This window comes from Pseudonocardia sp. SID8383, assembly GCF_009864975.1.
Classification (GTDB): Bacteria; Actinomycetota; Actinomycetes; order Mycobacteriales; family Pseudonocardiaceae; genus Pseudonocardia; species Pseudonocardia alni.
Map to the genome: position 1 here is coordinate 1 of NZ_WWFY01000680.1, position 14,395 is coordinate 14,395.

Here is a 14,395-nt window from a genome sequence, read left to right on the forward strand (position 1 = left end):
TCGACGCCCGCGCCCGCGCGCTGCGGATCGGCGCAGCGGCGGCCGCGATCCTCGTCCTGGTCACCACCGCCTACGGGTTCGCCGGGCGCAGCGAGGTGCACGACGGCGTCCGCGACGTCGCCGCCCTCGCCAGGGACAGCGACGCGATCCTCGACGCCGACGTCCAGGCCGGCGACCGCAACGTCCTGGTGCTGGGTCTGCAGGCCGACCGCGCGGGCACCGCGGAGTCCGCGCGCACCGACACGGCGGTCCTGGTCCACCGGCCCGCGGGCGGCGGCCCGGCCGTCACCCTGTCGATCCCCGCGACGCTGGAGGTGTCCCGGCCGCCGTGCCGGCGCTTCGACGCCACCACCGGCACCTACGGCGACACCGTGCCCGCTGAGTCCCGCACCGCCTTCGCCACCGCCTACGACGTCGGCGGCCCGGCCTGCAGCGTCGGCGTCGTCCAGCAGCTGACCGGCATGCCGATGAGCGGCGTCGTCGCGCTCGACCTGGCCGGGACCCCGCAGCTGGTCGACGCCGTCGGCGGGATCGAGGTCTGCACCGAGCGTCCGGTCGTGGACCCGGTGCTCGGCCCGGTCGTGGAGGGCTCGGGCACCGTGGAACTCGACGGGCCCACCGCGGTCCGGTTCGCCTCCGCCGCGGGCACCGCGGACAGCTCCCCGGCGAACCGGGTCCGGCGCCAGCAACGCGTGCTCGCCGCCGCGCTCGGCGACGCGCTCTCGACCGCGTCGCTGCTGACCCCGGGGGCCCCGGGCCGCTCCGCGGCCGGGGTGTCGTCGGCGCTGTCGGCGGACGGAGTCGACGCCGGCGAGATCCTCACCCTCGCCCGCGGGCTCGCACGGTCCGGCGCCGCCGGCGACGCCGACACCCCGGTGTTCCTGTCGGTCCCGGTCACCGAGGCCCCCAACACGCGGGGCCAGCTGGAGCTGCGCCGCTCCGAGGCTCGCACCCTGTTCTCCGCGCTGCGCGAGCACGAGCCGCTGCCCGAGAGCGCGACCGCGCCGGCCTCCCGGTCCGCGGCCGCCCCGGCGCCGGGCACCGTCGTGGACCTGGTCGACGCGACCGGACGCCCTGGAGCGGCCGACCGGATCGCCGCGGACCTGCGCGAACGCGGCTACGAGATCGGCACCGTCACGCCCGGTCCGGCCGCACCCGGCGCGCAGGTCCGCTACTCCCCCGACAACACCGACGCCGCGGGCACGCTCGTGGAGGCGCTGCCCGGCGCGCGGCCGGTCCCGGACCCGACCGGGAGCCGGATGCTGGAGCTCGTCGTCGGGGCCGGCGACGCGGCCCCGGTGCAGGCCGTCCCCTCCGACGACGCCGACTGCGGCTGACACGCCCATACCCCGAACGGGGGATGTCGTCCAGCGTTCACGGCGGGTTCACCCGCTGCAGCTGAACCTTCCCGTCCGGGGGCCTAGGCTCGGGACATGCGCGACACCTATCAGGAGCAGCTGGACGAGCTGGCCTCCGGCCTGGCAGACATGTGCGACGACGTCGCACGTGCCATGGCGCGCGCCACGACAGCGCTGCTCGAGGCCGATCTCCAGCTCGCCGAGCAGGTCATCTCCGAGGACATCAAGATCGACGACGTCCGTGCCGCCGCGGAGCACCGGGCCTTCGGCCTGCTCGCCCTGCAGGCGCCGGTCGCGACCGACCTGCGGGTCGTCGTCGCCGCGATCCACGGTGCGGGCGACATCGAGCGCATGGGTGACCTCGCCCTGCACGTCGCCCAGGCCGCCCGTCGCCGGCACCCGCAGACCGTGCTGCCCGACGAGGTGAAGTCGTACTTCGCCGAGATGGGCCGGGTCGGTGTGGAGCTCGCGGAGAAGGCCGGTCGGGTCATCCGGACCCGTGACCTGGACGCGGCGAACGAGCTCGAGGCGGACGACGACGCCGTCGACGACATCCACCAGCACATGTTCACCGTGCTGATGGACCGCAACTGGACCCACGGGGTGTCCGCCGCGGTCGACGTCGCACTGCTCGCACGCTTCTACGAGCGGTACGCCGACCACGCCGTCGCCGTCGCTCGCCGGATCGTGTACGTCGTGACCGGGCAGATGCCCGGTCCGCTCGCTGTCTGAGGGTGTTGTTGCCCCGTTCGACGTAGTCGATACACCCCGCTCGGCGAACGGCCGACCGATCGAGTTTGACGGTGCGACGCCGAGGGCACGTCTGCGTCATGGAACACGCGGGCTGCGTCGTCACAGAGGTCGTCGGGACCTCGGACGAGAGCGTCGAGGCGGCGATCCGGGACGGCATGAGCCGGGCCGGACACGCCCTCGAGTGGTTCGAGGTGACCGGGGTCCGATCGACCGTCCTCGGCTCCACCGAGCGCTTCCGGGTCGGCCTGCGCGTCGGCCTGCGGTCCCGCGCCGCCTGACCCGGCGTTCACCGAGCGTTCACCGGTCCCGGGCCGAATCGGCCACGGACTCCGATCTAAGGTCGTCGCCATGCGCAGGGAGACGCTCGACGACAACCTGACGCAGCTCCGGTCCATGCTCGACGAGATGGGTCCGCTCGTCGCCTCCGCGTTCCGCGACGCGTCCGAGGCGCTCCTGTGCCACCGCCCCCGGCTCGCCGAGCAGGTCGTCTCCCGCGACCCCGTCATCGACGGCCACCGCGACGCGATCGAGCTGCTCGCCGTCGAGACCATGAACATCCACCAGCCGATGGTCGCGTCGCTGCGCTCCGTGATCACCGCCCTGCGGTGCGCCCAGCAGCTGGAGCGGATGGGTGATCTGGCCCGGCACGTCGCCGCCACCGTCGTTCGCAACGCGGACCGTGCGGTGCTCGCCGAGCAGGCCCGCCCGCTGTTCCGCGACTACGGGGCCCGGGTCGCAGCCATGGGTGACAAGGCCGTCGAGGCGCTCCGTACCCACAACGTCGTCCTCGCCGCCGAGCTGCGTGACGACGACGACGTCGTCGACGCCCTGCACCGACAGGTCTTCGAGCTGATGTTCGGCCCGGACTGGACCGCGGGGGTGCCCGCCGCCGTCGACGCCGCGCTGCTGGCCCGCTTCCACGAGCGCTACGCCGACCACTGCGTGCACCTGGCCGACCACATCGTCTACGCCGTCACCGGCGGCACCGTGGACGAGCTACCCGCGCTCTGACCCCACCCGCGACGACGACGGCCCCGGCCCGCCTGAGGGGGCCGGAGCCGTCGTCGTGCTGCGGGGACTCAGCCGAAGCGACCGGACACGTAGTCCTCGGTCGCCTTCTGCTTCGGCTGGGAGAAGATCGTCTTGGTCTCGTCGAGCTCGACCAGCTTGCCGGGCTTGCCGGTGCCCTCGATGTTGAAGAAGCCGGTGAAGTCGCTGACCCGCGCCGCCTGCTGCATGTTGTGGGTCACGATGACGATCGTGTAGTCGTTCTTCAGCTCGTTGATCAGGTCCTCGATCGCCAGCGTGGAGATCGGATCCAACGCCGAGCAGGGCTCGTCCATCAGCAGGACGTCCGGGCGCACCGCGATCGCGCGGGCGATGCAGAGCCGCTGCTGCTGACCACCGGACAGGCCCGAACCGGGCTTGTCGAGCCGGTCCTTGACCTCGTTCCAGAGGTTCGCACCGCGCAGCGACCGCTCGACGGTGTCGTCGAACTCGGACTTCGAGGCCTTCTTGTTGTTGAGCTTCATCCCGGCGATCACGTTGTCGTAGATCGACATCGTCGGGAACGGGTTGGGCCGCTGGAAGACCATGCCGATCTGGCGGCGGACGCCGACCGGGTCGACGTTCGCGCCGTAGAGGTCCTGGCCGTCGAGCTCGAGCCGGCCCTCGACACGGGCGCCGGGGATGTTCTCGTGCATCCGGTTGATCGACCGCAGGAAGGTCGACTTGCCACAGCCGGACGGGCCGATCAGGGCCGTCACCGTCTTCGGCTTGATGGTCATGTTGACGCCCTCGACCGCGAGGAACGCCCCGTAGTAGATGTTCAGGTCCTTGGCTTCGACACTCTTGCCCATGTCGGGAGTCCTTATCGGGTCTTCGGGGCGAAAATACGGGAGATGACGCGGGCGAGGATGTTCAGCACCATGACGATGAGCATCAGCACCAGGGCCGCGGTCCACGCCCGGTCGATGAACGCCTCACGCGGGATGCCGGGCACCGCGTAGGAGTAGTACGAGAAGACGGGCAGCGTCGCCATGGGCCCGGAGAACGGGTTGAGGTTGATCCCGAGAGCGGCACCGACCGTGACCAGCAGCGGCGCGGTCTCGCCGATGACCCGGGCAACGGCCAGCGTGATGCCGGTCGCGATACCGCCGGCGGTGGTCGGGATGACGACCTTCAGGATGGTCCGCCACTTCGGGACCCCGAGGGCGAAGGCGGCCTCACGCAGCTCGTTCGGGACGATCTTCAGCATCTCCTCGGTGGAGCGGACCACGATCGGGATCATCAGCACGGTCAGTGCGACCGCACCGACGAACCCGAAGCGGACCCCGGGCCCGAGCAGCAGCGCGAAGAGCGCGTAGGCGAACAGGCCTGCGACGATCGAGGGGATACCGGTCATCACGTCGACGAAGAAGGTGATGGCCCGCGCCAGGCGCGAGTTGTTGCCGTACTCCACCAGGTAGATCGCGGTCAGGATGCCGATCGGGATCGACATCAGGGCGGCGAGCCCGGTGATGATGAGCGTGCCCTGGATGGCGTGCAGACCACCGCCGCCGACACCGACGATGCCGCGCATGGACTGGGTGAAGAAGGTCGCGTCGAACCGTGCCCAGCCCTCGGAGACGACGGTGTAGAGGACCGACACCAGCGGCAGCATGGCCAGCAGGAACGCCGTGGTGACCACGACGGTGACCAGACGGTCGGTGGCCCGGCGACCGCCCTCGACGACCCGGGACACGACATAGGTCGCGACCGCGTACACGACGGCGGTCGACACCACCCAGAGTCCGACACCGGAGCCGAGGAGTGCGACGAGCCCACCCATCAGGACCGCGGAAGCCACGAGCACCGCCCACGGGGCCCAGTTCGGCAGGCTTCCCGTACGGCGCAGCACCGTGGGTGTCGCGGCGGGGGTCTCCAGACCGGTACTGGTCACGGGTACCTCGGTGTCGGTGCGGTTGCGTTCGGTTCCGGTGGACATCTCAGTTCGCTCCGGAGAAGTCGCGGCGGCGCTCGACGATGTAACGGGCGAGCATGTTCACCAGCAGCGTGATCACGAAGAGCACGAGGCCGGAGGCGATCAGGACGTTCACGTCGAGCCCGGAGGCCTCGGGGAACTGCAGGGCGATGTTCGCCGCGATCGTCGACGGGTTCTCGCTGCTGATCAGGTTCAGCGTCACCGCTCCGGAGACCGACAGGATCGTGGCGACCGCCATCGTCTCCCCTAGCGCGCGCCCCAGACCCAGCATCGCCCCGGAGATGACGCCCGAGCGGCCGAACGGCAGCACCGCGAGCCGGATCATCTCCCAGCGGGTGGCACCCAGGGCGAGCGCGGCCTCCTCGTGCAGCTTCGGCGCCTGGAGGAAGACCTCACGGGCGACGGCGGTGATGATCGGCAGGATCATCACGGCGAGGACGACACTGACGACCAGCATGGTCCGGCCGGTGACCGAGGGCGGCCCGGCGAACAACGGGATCCAGCCGAGGTAGTCGTTGAGCCAGACGCTCAGCGCCACCGACGCGGGGGCGAGGGTGAAGGCACCCCAGAACCCGTAGACGATCGACGGGACCGCCGCCAGGAGGTCGACGACGTAGCTCAGCCCCTGTGCGAGCCGGCGGGGCGCGTAGTGGCTGATGAACAACGCGACACCGACCGCGAGCGGCGTCGCGATCAGCAAGGCGATCACGGCACCGAGGACCGTGCCGAAGATGAGCGGGGCGATGTAGGCGGCGAGCCCACCGTGCACCTCCTCCGCCGGAGCGACGAGAGCGGGCGCGGCCTCGGAGACGAGGAACGCGGCGACCCCGGCGAGGACGACCAGGATCAGGATCCCCGCACCCTTCGCCGAACCGGCGAAGATGCGGTCACCGAGCTGGCCCGGAGGCTTGCCCGATACGGGTTCGGGCTTCGTTTCCGTGGTGGTCACAGTGATCCCTGGGGGTGCGATCGTGCGCTGGGCAGGGGAGGACGGCACCGGGGAACCCCGGGCTCGGTGTCCATGATGAACACGGCCCGGGGCCCCTGGCTAGATGACATCCGACTCAAGCCGACGGTCAGCCGGCGGCCTTGATCTGGTCGATCACCGGGGTGATCTGGCCACGCAGGGCCTCCGAGAGGGGCGCCGAGCCCGCGTTCTGCGCCGCGGTCTGCTGACCGTCCGCGCTGACCACGTAGTTCAGGAACGCCTTGGTGGTGTCGGCCTGGGCGGCGTCGGGGTAGGTCGGGCAGGCGAGGAGGTACGACACCAGCACCACCGGGTAGGCACCGCCGGTGGCGGTCCTGTTCAGGTCGAAGGCGAACGAGGTGTCGCCCTGGCCCTCGACGCGCGTGGACTCCTCGAGGATCTTCGCGGCGGCCTCGGCGGTCGGCTCGACGTTCTGGTCGCCCAGCTTCACCTTGGCCTTGCCCAGCTCGCCGGCCTGCGACGCGTCGGCGTAGCCGATCGTGCCGTTGCCCGCGTTCACCGCGCCGACGACACCGGAGGTGCCCTGGGCGGCCTCGCCGCCCTGGATCGGCCACTCGCCGTCGCCCTCATCGGTCCACACCTGCGCCGCGGCCTTGTTGAGGAAGTCGGTGAAGTTCTCGGTGGTGCCCGACTCGTCCGAGCGGTGCACCGGGGTGACCGCCGTGGCCGGAAGCTGCACGCCCGGGTTGTCCGCGGCGACCTTGGGGTCGTTCCAGGTCGTGATCTCGCCCTTGAACAGGCCCGCGATGGTCGCCGGCGACAGGTTCAGGTCCTGCACGCCGTCGAGCTTGTAGACGATGGCGATCGGCGAGACGTAGTTCGGGATCTCGATGACCGAGCCGCCGCAGCGCTGCCGCGCCTGGTTCAGCTGGTCGTCCTTCAGGTAGGCGTCCGACCCGGCGAACTGGACCGCCCCCTGGACGAACTGCGTACGGCCACCGCCCGAGCCGACCGGCTGGTAGTTGACCGTCGCGCCGGGGTTCGCGCCGGTGAAGCCGGCGATCCAGGCCTGCATGGCCGCCTGCTGGGAGCTCGCGCCCGCACCGGCGATCTGGCCGGTGACGCCCGAACCCTGGGCGTCCGAGCCACCGCCCTCGTTCGCCGCACCGCAGCCGGCGACGAACAGTGCGCAGGACGTGGCGATACCGACGGCAGCCAGGCGCGCCCGGGGCGCGCGCCGCTTGGTCTTCACTGCAGTTTCCTCCGAGTCGGCTCCGAGCCGGTTGCGGGACGGCGGTCTGGGTGACCACTCGGCCGCAGACGCTAGGAGTCGACGTTGGACGCCACCCCCACGGAAGATGAACGTGGGATGAACAGGGTCGGCGACCGGGTGGACCTGCGTCACACGTTCGAACGAACCCGTCACCGGTCGTCGAACGGTGACCGGGTCTCACCGGGCGTAGTTGACGTCCGCGGCGTGTACGGCGAACCCGAGGCGCTCGTAGACGGCTACGGCGGGGGCGTTGTCCGCCTCGACGTAGAGCAGCACGGTGTCCAGCCCGCGGTCGTGCAGGTGGTGCAGTCCGGCGAGGGTCAGGACCGTGCCGAGCCCCCGTCCGTGGGCGGCCGGATCGACGCCGAGGACGTAGACCTCGCCCAGGGCCCGCTCGTCGCCGGTCGCCGGGTGGACCTTGGTCCAGTGGTAGCCGAGCAGGGTGCCGCCGCCGTGGACGGCGAGCAGGAACCCCGCCGGGTCGAACCAGTCCTCGGCCTCCCGCGCGGCGAGCTCGGCGCCGGTCCAGCCGCCCTGCTCGGGGTGCCAGTCGAAGGCGGCGTTGTTGACGCGGAGGAACTCGTCGTCGTCGCGGCCGGGTTCGAAGGCACGGATCGTGACGCCGTCGGGGACGGTCAGGGCGGGCAGCGGGCCCGCCGCACCGGTGCGGCGCATCTGCCAGAGCACGCGGTCCCGGCGGTAGCCGCGGCCCGCGGCGAGCCCCTTCGCGGCGTCGAGGTCGCCGTGCGCCCACACGTGCGGGTCGGCGGTGACCTTCTCGACCGCAGCGACGAGCGCGCCGCCGATCCCCCGCCGTCGTGCGCCGGGGTGCACGGCCAGCTCGGCGTAGGTGCCGTCGACCTGGGCGTAGCCGGCCACGGCTCCGTCGTCACCGGGGACGACGAGGTGCGCCACACCGTCGGCGGGGGCGTCCGGGCGCAGGTGCATCAGGAACTGCTCGGAGAGCGGTTCGGCGCCGTCGGCGGCGGTCGCCGCCCTCAGCAGGTCCTGCACCGCGGAGACGGTGGGGGCGTCGAGACGGGAGTGCTCCTGCGGGTCCACGAGCGCCGACCCTAGGTCACCGCGGCACCCACGCTCCACGTCCCGGGCCGGTCGGGGGCCGGGCGCCGGGCAGGCGACGGTCCGGGACGGGCTCGGGGTCCGCGTCGTCCTGGTCGGGCGGCGCGGACAGCCCGCCGCGCGACGGGCGGACGAACTTGTAGCCGACGTTGCGCACGGTGCCGATCATCTGCTCGTGCTCGCCGCCGAGCTTGGCGCGCAGCCGCCGGACGTGGACGTCGACGGTGCGGGTGCCACCGAAGAAGTCGTAGCCCCAGACCTCCTGCAGCAGCTGCGCCCGGGTGAATACCCGTCCCGCGTGCTGCGCGAGGTACTTGAGCAGCTCGAACTCCTTGTAGGTGAGCTCCAGCAGCCGGCCCTTGAGCCGCGCCGAGTACGTCGCCTCGTCGATGACGAGCTCGCCGAGGACGAGCGCGCCACCCCCGGACGCGGACTCGGCACCGGGGCGCGACCGCAACAGCCGCAGCCGCGCGTCCACCTCGGCCGGGCCGGTGTCGGGGAGCAGGATCTCGTCGACCACCCACTCGCCGGACACGGCGACCAGGCCGCCCTCGTTCAGCACGGCGATCACCGGCGCGTCGGTCCCGGCGCTGCCCAGCAGCCGGCACAGGCTGCGCGCAGCGACCAGGTCGGAACGGGCGTCCACCAGGACGGCGTCGTGCGGACCGGCGTCGAGCAGTGCCGCCACCTCGGGCGCCGCGGTCCGCACGTTGTGCGGCAGCAGCGACAGGGCGGGCAGTACGGCTGCCGCATCCGGAGCCGTGGTCAGCAGGAGCAGTTCCATGGACTCCCCCTTCTCGCGATACGCGGACGATACCGGGACGTCACCCCACGGTCAGCCGCAGAGCGACGGGTTTCACGCCACGAACTGGATCGTTCCCGTCGGGGACGGGGTCCGCTCCGGGGCCCCGGGGCCGCCCACCGGGCCGGCGGCCGGGCTCTCTACCCTGGTCAGGACGTATCCCGATCCTGTGGAGGCCCGGTCGTGGGACGCCCCGTCCGTCGCGTGCTCGCCACCGTCCTGGCGGTGGCCGCCGTGCTCGTCGCGGGCGACCTCGCCACCGGCGCGGCGGTCGAGGCGGGCGTCTCCCGTGCGCTGCGCGACCGGCTCGACCTCCCCGAGGACCCGCGTGTGCAGGTGCACGGCTTCTCTGTCCTCGCCCAGGCCGCGACCGGCCGCTACGGCCATGTCGAGATGACGCTGCAGCGGGTCCCGGTCGGGCCGCTGCGCACACCCGAGCTCCAGGTACAGATGTACGGCCTGCGCGGGGACCTGTCCGACCTCGCCGGGCCCGGACCCGCCCGGTTCCGCGCCGCGGCGGCCGAGGGGATCGTGCAGGTGAGCCCGAACGACATCCGCCGGATGGTCGTCGACGCCGGCGGGCCGGCCGCCGGGGTGACGCGGCTGTCGGTCGAGGCCGTCGACGCCAACGCGATCGACTCGGTGATCCGGGCCGGCGGCGACCCGGCGCTGCGCGGACTCGACCCGCGCAACGCGGCACGGTTCGTCGCGGAGATGCCGGTGGACGGGGCCGACACGCAGGTGGCCGTCCTGACCGTGCTCCTCGTCGACCACGGCACGATGCGGATCGTCCCGCGGGACGTCCGGATCAACGGCTCGGACGAGCCGGTGCCGGACGCGGTCCGCACCTCGATGCTGCGCGCGCTCGCCGTGGACATCGACCCGGGTCCGCTGCCGCTGGGCGTCACCGCGACCTCGGCCGGTGTTCCGGAGTACAACGTCCTGCAGATCGCCGGGTCCGTGCGCGACCTGAGCGTGGGCGGCGGACCGGGCACGTCCCGCTCCGCGGGCTGAGAGGGGCCGTCGGTGGACGTCACGGGTGCGGTGGTGCTGGTCGTCGTCCTGCTGGTGGCGACCCTCGTCGGGCTGGTCCTGCGCAGCCGTTCGGGGCGGCTGCAGCCCTCCGGCGACGACAGCGGCGCGCCCGCCGTGGCCGGGCCGGGCTGGGAGCTGGCCGGGACCGGGCCGGACGGGCGCCGGGCGCTGCTGCTGCAGCTGTCCTCACCGGTCTGCGCGCCGTGCCGGCAGACCGCGCGCGTCCTCGGCGACCTGGCCGCGGCGGACCCGGGCGTGGCGCACGTGGAGGTCGACGTGGCCGAGCGCGTCGACGTCGCCCGGGCGCTGGGCGTGCTGCGGACCCCGACGACGGTCGTCTTCGACGCCCGCGGTGCCGAGGTCCTCCGGGTCTCCGGGGTCCCGCGCACCGACGAGCTCGTCGCCGCCCTTCCCACCGGCTGAGAACGTGTGTGATGTCCGGTGGGCGCCGACCGCTGGGCTCGGCGCGGATCGTCGGCTAGGCTCGGACCCGTGAACTGGCCGCTGACCCGACGCCGCACGGTCGATCTGTGCCGCCTCGCCGGCTGCCTGTGTCTGGACTCCTGACCCGCGTGTCCTGAGCCCCGGCGTCCCGCGACGCCGAGGTTGCCACCCCGGTTACTGGAGTCCGATGTCCGTCACGGACCGCGGATCCGCGCTCGTCGAGCCCCGGCTCGACCCGCGCGGGGTCCGCTTCTCCGCCGCGATCACCACCGTCGTCCTGGCGCTGGTGTTGCTGTCCGGCAGCGGCCTGCTCGTACTCGCGCAGTCCGTCGTCTTCGCCGTCGGCGCGTTCGCCGGCATGCGGTTCGCCCCCTACGGCGTCGTGTACCGGCACCTCCTCGCGCCCCGGCTGGGTCCGCCCGCCGAGCGCGAGGACGCCGCCCCGGTCCGCTTCTCGCAGACCGTCGGGCTGGTGTTCACCGTCGTCGCGGCGGCCGGCTACCTGTCCGGCCTGACCGTGCTCGGTGTCGTCGCCACGGCGGCGGCCCTCGCGGCGGCCTTCCTCAACGCGGCCTTCGGCTTCTGCCTCGGCTGCGAGATGTACGGGCTCCTCGCCCGCCTGCGCGGCACCGCCGCGCAGTCCTGACCGTTCCACGACACACGATTCGGGAGAGATCGACATGAGCCGCGAGGACGTCCTCGTCACCGCCGACTGGGCGGAAGAGAACCTGGAGACCGACGGGGTGGTGTTCCTCGAGGTCGACGAGGACACCACCGCCTACGACGGGGGCCACATCCCCGGTGCGGTCAAGGTCAACTGGACCGACGAGCTGCAGGACGCGGTCCGTCGCGACATCCCCACCAAGGAGCAGTTCGAGCAGCTGCTCTCCGCCAAGGGCGTCTCGAACGACGACAAGGTCGTGCTCTACGGCGGCAACAACAACTGGTTCGCCGCCTACGCGTACTGGGAGTTCAAGCTCTACGGCCACGACGACGTGGTGCTGCTCGACGGCGGCCGCAAGAAGTGGGAGCTCGACGGCCGGACCCTGACCACCGACGTCAAGGACCGCCCCGCGACCTCCTACACCGCCAAGGAGGCCGACACCTCGATCCGCGCGTTCCGCGACGAGATCGTCGACGCGATCGACGCCAAGAACCTGGTCGACGTCCGGTCGCCCGACGAGTTCTCCGGCAAGATCCTGGCCCCGGCCCACCTCCCGCAGGAGCAGAGCCAGCGTCCGGGCCACGTGCCGAGCGCGATCAACATCCCGTGGTCGAAGGCGGCCAACGAGGACGGCACCTTCAAGTCGAACGACGAGCTCGCCTCCCTCTACAAGGAGGCCGGCTTCGACGAGGGCAAGGCGACCATCGCCTACTGCCGCATCGGCGAGCGCTCCAGCCACACCTGGGTCGTGCTGCACGAGCTCCTGGGCCACTCCGACGTCAAGAACTACGACGGCAGCTGGACCGAGTACGGCTCGCTGATCGGCGTGCCGATCGAGCTGGGAGCGAAGTGACGTGTGTGCCGCACCTGACCAGAACCTGACCCTGCCCCCGAACACGGACCTCTCCAAGGAGACCGTGCTCGCCGGCCGCGTCGTCGCCGCCGGCGACCCGGTGGCCGGTGCCTTCGTCCGGCTGCTCGACGGCACCGGGGAGTTCACCGCGGAGGTCGTGTCCTCGGCCTCGGGTGACTTCCGGTTCTTCGCCGCCCCGGGCACCTGGACCGTCCGGGCGCTGTCGCGCTCGGGTAACGGGCAGTCCGAGCTCGTCGTCGACGGGCCGGGGCTGCACCGCGCGGAGATCGCCGTCGCCTGAGCCTGCGAAGGCGCGAGACGACACCGTCGCCTGAGCCTGCGAAGGCGCGAGACGACACCGTCGCCTGAGCCTGCGAAGGCGCGAGACGACACCGTCGCCTGAGCGCGAGGGCGCCCGCCCGTTCCACCGAACGCCGTCCCGGTCCCGCCGGGGCGGCGTTCGGCGTTCCGGTCCCGCCGGTCCGCGCGTCGGAACGGCCGGGGAGGCGCGCCGGCGTGGCAGGTCAGTAGACTCGCCCGCCGTGCACTGGTTCTCCACCGGGCTGTTGATCGCCCTGTCCGCGGGAACCGCCGCCTGGGCCGGCTGGTTGCTCCGTCGCCTGTTCGTCGTCGAGCCCGTCGCCGCGCCCGGGCCGGGTCCCGATCCCGAACGGGACCCCGACGACCACCACACCGAGGAGCAGACCCCGTGACCGACCCCGAGCCCGCCGCAGCGTCCGACGAGGAGCTGCAGACCACGATCACCGGTCCGGAGAACGCGGCCCCGGACTCCCCGCAGCGCAACCGGCCGCAGTGGCCCGACCTGCCCGTCGACGACGACACCGCCAACCTGCGCCAGGGCCCCGACCTGCACGAGGCCTGCCTCGGCCTGCTACCGCTGGTCGGTACCTGGCGCGGCACCGGCGAGGTCGTCTACCCGACGATCGAGGGCCCGTTCCACTTCGGCCAGCAGATCACCTGGGCGCACGACGGCCGTCCGTTCCTGTCCTACGAGGCCCGCTCCTGGCTGCTCGACGACGACGGCGGCATCATCCGCCAGGCCGCCCGCGAGACCGGCTTCTGGCGGCCCCAGGAGGACGGCTCGATCGAGGTCCTGATCGCGCACCACACCGGGATCGTCGAGGTCTACTACGGGCCGCGGGGCGACATGCGGTCCTGGCAGATCGAGACCGACGCCATCGCCCGGACGCCCTCGGCCAAGGAGGTCACCGCTGCGAAGCGGCTCTACGGCCTGGTCAACCAGGGCGACCTCGCCTACGTCGACGAGCGCGCGATGGTCGGGCAGCCGATGCAGCCGCACATCTCGGCCGTCCTGCACCGCGTGGTCGGCTAGTTGCTCGCGGTCCGGGTCCGCCGCTGCGGCGGGCGGGCGGTGCTGCTGGAGGTCGACGACGCCGCCGGAGTGGCGGCCGTCGCCGCCGCCGTGCGGGACGCCGCGCTGCCCGAGGTGCGGGAGCTGGTCCCGGCCGCCCGGACCGTGCTCGTCGAGGTGGCGCCCGGAGCCGCCACCGAGCGGGTCGTACAGGTCGCACGGGCCGCGGACGCGGCCGCCGGCGAGGCGGTCACGGGCACCGTCCACACGCTGCCCGTGACCTACGACGGCGAGGATCTCGCGCTCGTCGCCGAGACCGCGGGCCTGTCCGTCGACGAGGTGGTCGCGCTGCACAGCGGCGCGGAGTACCGGGTGGACTTCTGTGGCTTCGCGCCGGGCTTCGGCTACCTCTCGGGGCTCCCGGAGCCGCTGCGGCAGCCACGCCTGGAGAGCTCGCGGACCGCGGTGCCCGCCGGCTCGGTCGGGATCGCCGACGTCTACAGCTGCGTCTACCCGCGGCGCTCCCCCGGCGGATGGCGGCTGATCGGCCGCACCGACACGGTCCTGTTCGACCCCGACGCCGACCCGCCCGCGCTGTTCACCCCCGGCGATCGCGTCCGGTTCGAGCCCCGGTGAGCGCGCTGCTGGTGATACGGGCCGGGCCGCAGGCGCTGGTGACCGACCGCGGACGTCCGGGGCACGCACACCTGGGGGTGCCGCCGTCGGGCGCGCTGGACGGGCCGGCGTACGAGCTGGGGAACCGTCTGGTCGGCAACGACGACGGCGCCGCCGGGCTGGAGCTGCTCGGCGGCGGGCTGCGGGTGCGCGCCCTGGGGGGCCGGACCGTCGCCGTCACGGGGGCGCCCGCGCCGGTGTCCGTCGACGGCAG

General features: G+C 72.6%; 18 protein-coding genes and 1 pseudogene. 13 read left to right on the plus strand and 6 right to left on the minus strand.

The annotated features are described in order from the left end of the window. The 4 genes from GTW08_RS16415 to GTW08_RS16430 form a co-directional block, all read left to right on the plus strand. The coding region (locus tag GTW08_RS16415; RefSeq protein WP_161152183.1) for an LCP family protein at window positions 1–1,337 on the plus strand (1,337 nt) is incomplete at its 5' end. A 96-nt stretch (window positions 1,338–1,433) separates the two neighbouring features. Continuing rightward, window positions 1,434–2,090, plus strand: coding sequence for a phosphate signaling complex protein PhoU (gene phoU / locus GTW08_RS16420; protein WP_062399711.1), 657 nt, complete (start codon window positions 1,434–1,436; stop codon window positions 2,088–2,090). Between the two features lie 98 nt (window positions 2,091–2,188). After that, the gene (locus GTW08_RS16425; protein WP_073575853.1) at window positions 2,189–2,389 is read left to right on the plus strand and encodes a dodecin family protein; all 201 of its coding nucleotides are present in this window, start codon (window positions 2,189–2,191) and stop codon (window positions 2,387–2,389) included. Between the two features lie 70 nt (window positions 2,390–2,459). Further along, the gene (locus GTW08_RS16430) at window positions 2,460–3,122 is read left to right on the plus strand and encodes a phosphate signaling complex PhoU family protein (RefSeq protein WP_073575852.1); all 663 of its coding nucleotides are present in this window, start codon (window positions 2,460–2,462) and stop codon (window positions 3,120–3,122) included. Window positions 3,123–3,190: 68 nt separating this feature from the next. Here GTW08_RS16430 and pstB read toward each other — a convergent pair whose 3' ends face one another. From pstB to GTW08_RS16460, 6 genes are all read right to left on the minus strand, one after another. Continuing rightward, entirely contained in the window at window positions 3,191–3,970 is a 780-nt protein-coding gene (gene pstB / locus GTW08_RS16435) for a phosphate ABC transporter ATP-binding protein PstB (RefSeq protein ID WP_073575851.1), read from the minus strand. 11 nt (window positions 3,971–3,981) lie between these two features. Further along, window positions 3,982–5,097 carry a phosphate ABC transporter permease PstA gene (pstA, locus tag GTW08_RS16440; protein WP_073575850.1) on the minus strand — a complete coding sequence of 372 codons (1,116 nt, stop codon included), beginning with the start codon at window positions 5,095–5,097 and terminating at the stop codon, window positions 3,982–3,984. A 1-nt stretch (window position 5,098) separates the two neighbouring features. Then, the gene (pstC, locus tag GTW08_RS16445) at window positions 5,099–6,043 is read right to left on the minus strand and encodes a phosphate ABC transporter permease subunit PstC (protein WP_073575849.1); all 945 of its coding nucleotides are present in this window, start codon (window positions 6,041–6,043) and stop codon (window positions 5,099–5,101) included. A gap of 127 nt (window positions 6,044–6,170) precedes the next feature. Next, window positions 6,171–7,274: a phosphate ABC transporter substrate-binding protein PstS gene (gene pstS, locus GTW08_RS16450; RefSeq protein WP_073575848.1), complete on the minus strand. Its 1,104-nt coding sequence runs from the start codon at window positions 7,272–7,274 to the stop codon at window positions 6,171–6,173. A gap of 198 nt (window positions 7,275–7,472) precedes the next feature. Continuing rightward, complete coding sequence (gene mshD / locus GTW08_RS16455; RefSeq protein WP_161152184.1) at window positions 7,473–8,357, minus strand: mycothiol synthase; 885 nt, start codon at window positions 8,355–8,357, stop codon at window positions 7,473–7,475. A 16-nt stretch (window positions 8,358–8,373) separates the two neighbouring features. Further along, window positions 8,374–9,159 carry a winged helix-turn-helix transcriptional regulator gene (locus GTW08_RS16460; RefSeq protein ID WP_062399702.1) on the minus strand — a complete coding sequence of 262 codons (786 nt, stop codon included), beginning with the start codon at window positions 9,157–9,159 and terminating at the stop codon, window positions 8,374–8,376. A 201-nt stretch (window positions 9,160–9,360) separates the two neighbouring features. On the opposite strand from GTW08_RS16460, the gene GTW08_RS16465 reads away from it, so the two are divergent. The 9 genes and pseudogenes from GTW08_RS16465 to GTW08_RS16505 all read left to right on the plus strand — a co-directional run. Then, on the plus strand, window positions 9,361–10,191 hold the full coding sequence (locus tag GTW08_RS16465; RefSeq protein ID WP_161152185.1) for an LmeA family phospholipid-binding protein: 831 nt from the start codon (window positions 9,361–9,363) through the stop codon (window positions 10,189–10,191). Between the two features lie 12 nt (window positions 10,192–10,203). Next, a complete protein-coding gene (locus tag GTW08_RS16470; RefSeq protein WP_161152186.1) occupies window positions 10,204–10,635 on the plus strand; it encodes a thioredoxin domain-containing protein in 432 nt (143 codons plus the stop codon). A 208-nt stretch (window positions 10,636–10,843) separates the two neighbouring features. Beyond that, window positions 10,844–11,302, plus strand: coding sequence for a DUF4395 domain-containing protein (locus GTW08_RS16475; RefSeq protein ID WP_161152187.1), 459 nt, complete (start codon window positions 10,844–10,846; stop codon window positions 11,300–11,302). 34 nt (window positions 11,303–11,336) lie between these two features. Beyond that, window positions 11,337–12,173 (plus strand): sulfurtransferase, encoded by an 837-nt coding sequence (locus GTW08_RS16480; RefSeq protein ID WP_073575843.1) that lies wholly within the window; start codon window positions 11,337–11,339, stop codon window positions 12,171–12,173. Window position 12,174: 1 nt separating this feature from the next. Beyond that, window positions 12,175–12,474 carry a DUF1416 domain-containing protein gene (locus tag GTW08_RS16485; RefSeq protein WP_073575842.1) on the plus strand — a complete coding sequence of 100 codons (300 nt, stop codon included), beginning with the start codon at window positions 12,175–12,177 and terminating at the stop codon, window positions 12,472–12,474. 241 nt (window positions 12,475–12,715) lie between these two features. Beyond that, window positions 12,716–12,886 (plus strand): hypothetical protein, encoded by a 171-nt coding sequence (locus tag GTW08_RS16490; protein WP_157818430.1) that lies wholly within the window; start codon window positions 12,716–12,718, stop codon window positions 12,884–12,886. 47 nt (window positions 12,887–12,933) lie between these two features. Next, entirely contained in the window at window positions 12,934–13,527 is a 594-nt protein-coding gene (locus GTW08_RS16495) for an FABP family protein (RefSeq protein ID WP_224403989.1), read from the plus strand. Continuing rightward, window positions 13,528–14,142 (plus strand): 5-oxoprolinase subunit B family protein, encoded by a 615-nt coding sequence (locus GTW08_RS16500; RefSeq protein WP_161152188.1) that lies wholly within the window; start codon window positions 13,528–13,530, stop codon window positions 14,140–14,142. It begins immediately after the preceding gene. Continuing rightward, window positions 14,139–14,395 (plus strand): annotated as a pseudogene (locus GTW08_RS16505) (allophanate hydrolase subunit 2 family protein); the annotation flags it as partial. The gene GTW08_RS16500 and the pseudogene GTW08_RS16505, both read left to right, overlap by 4 nt.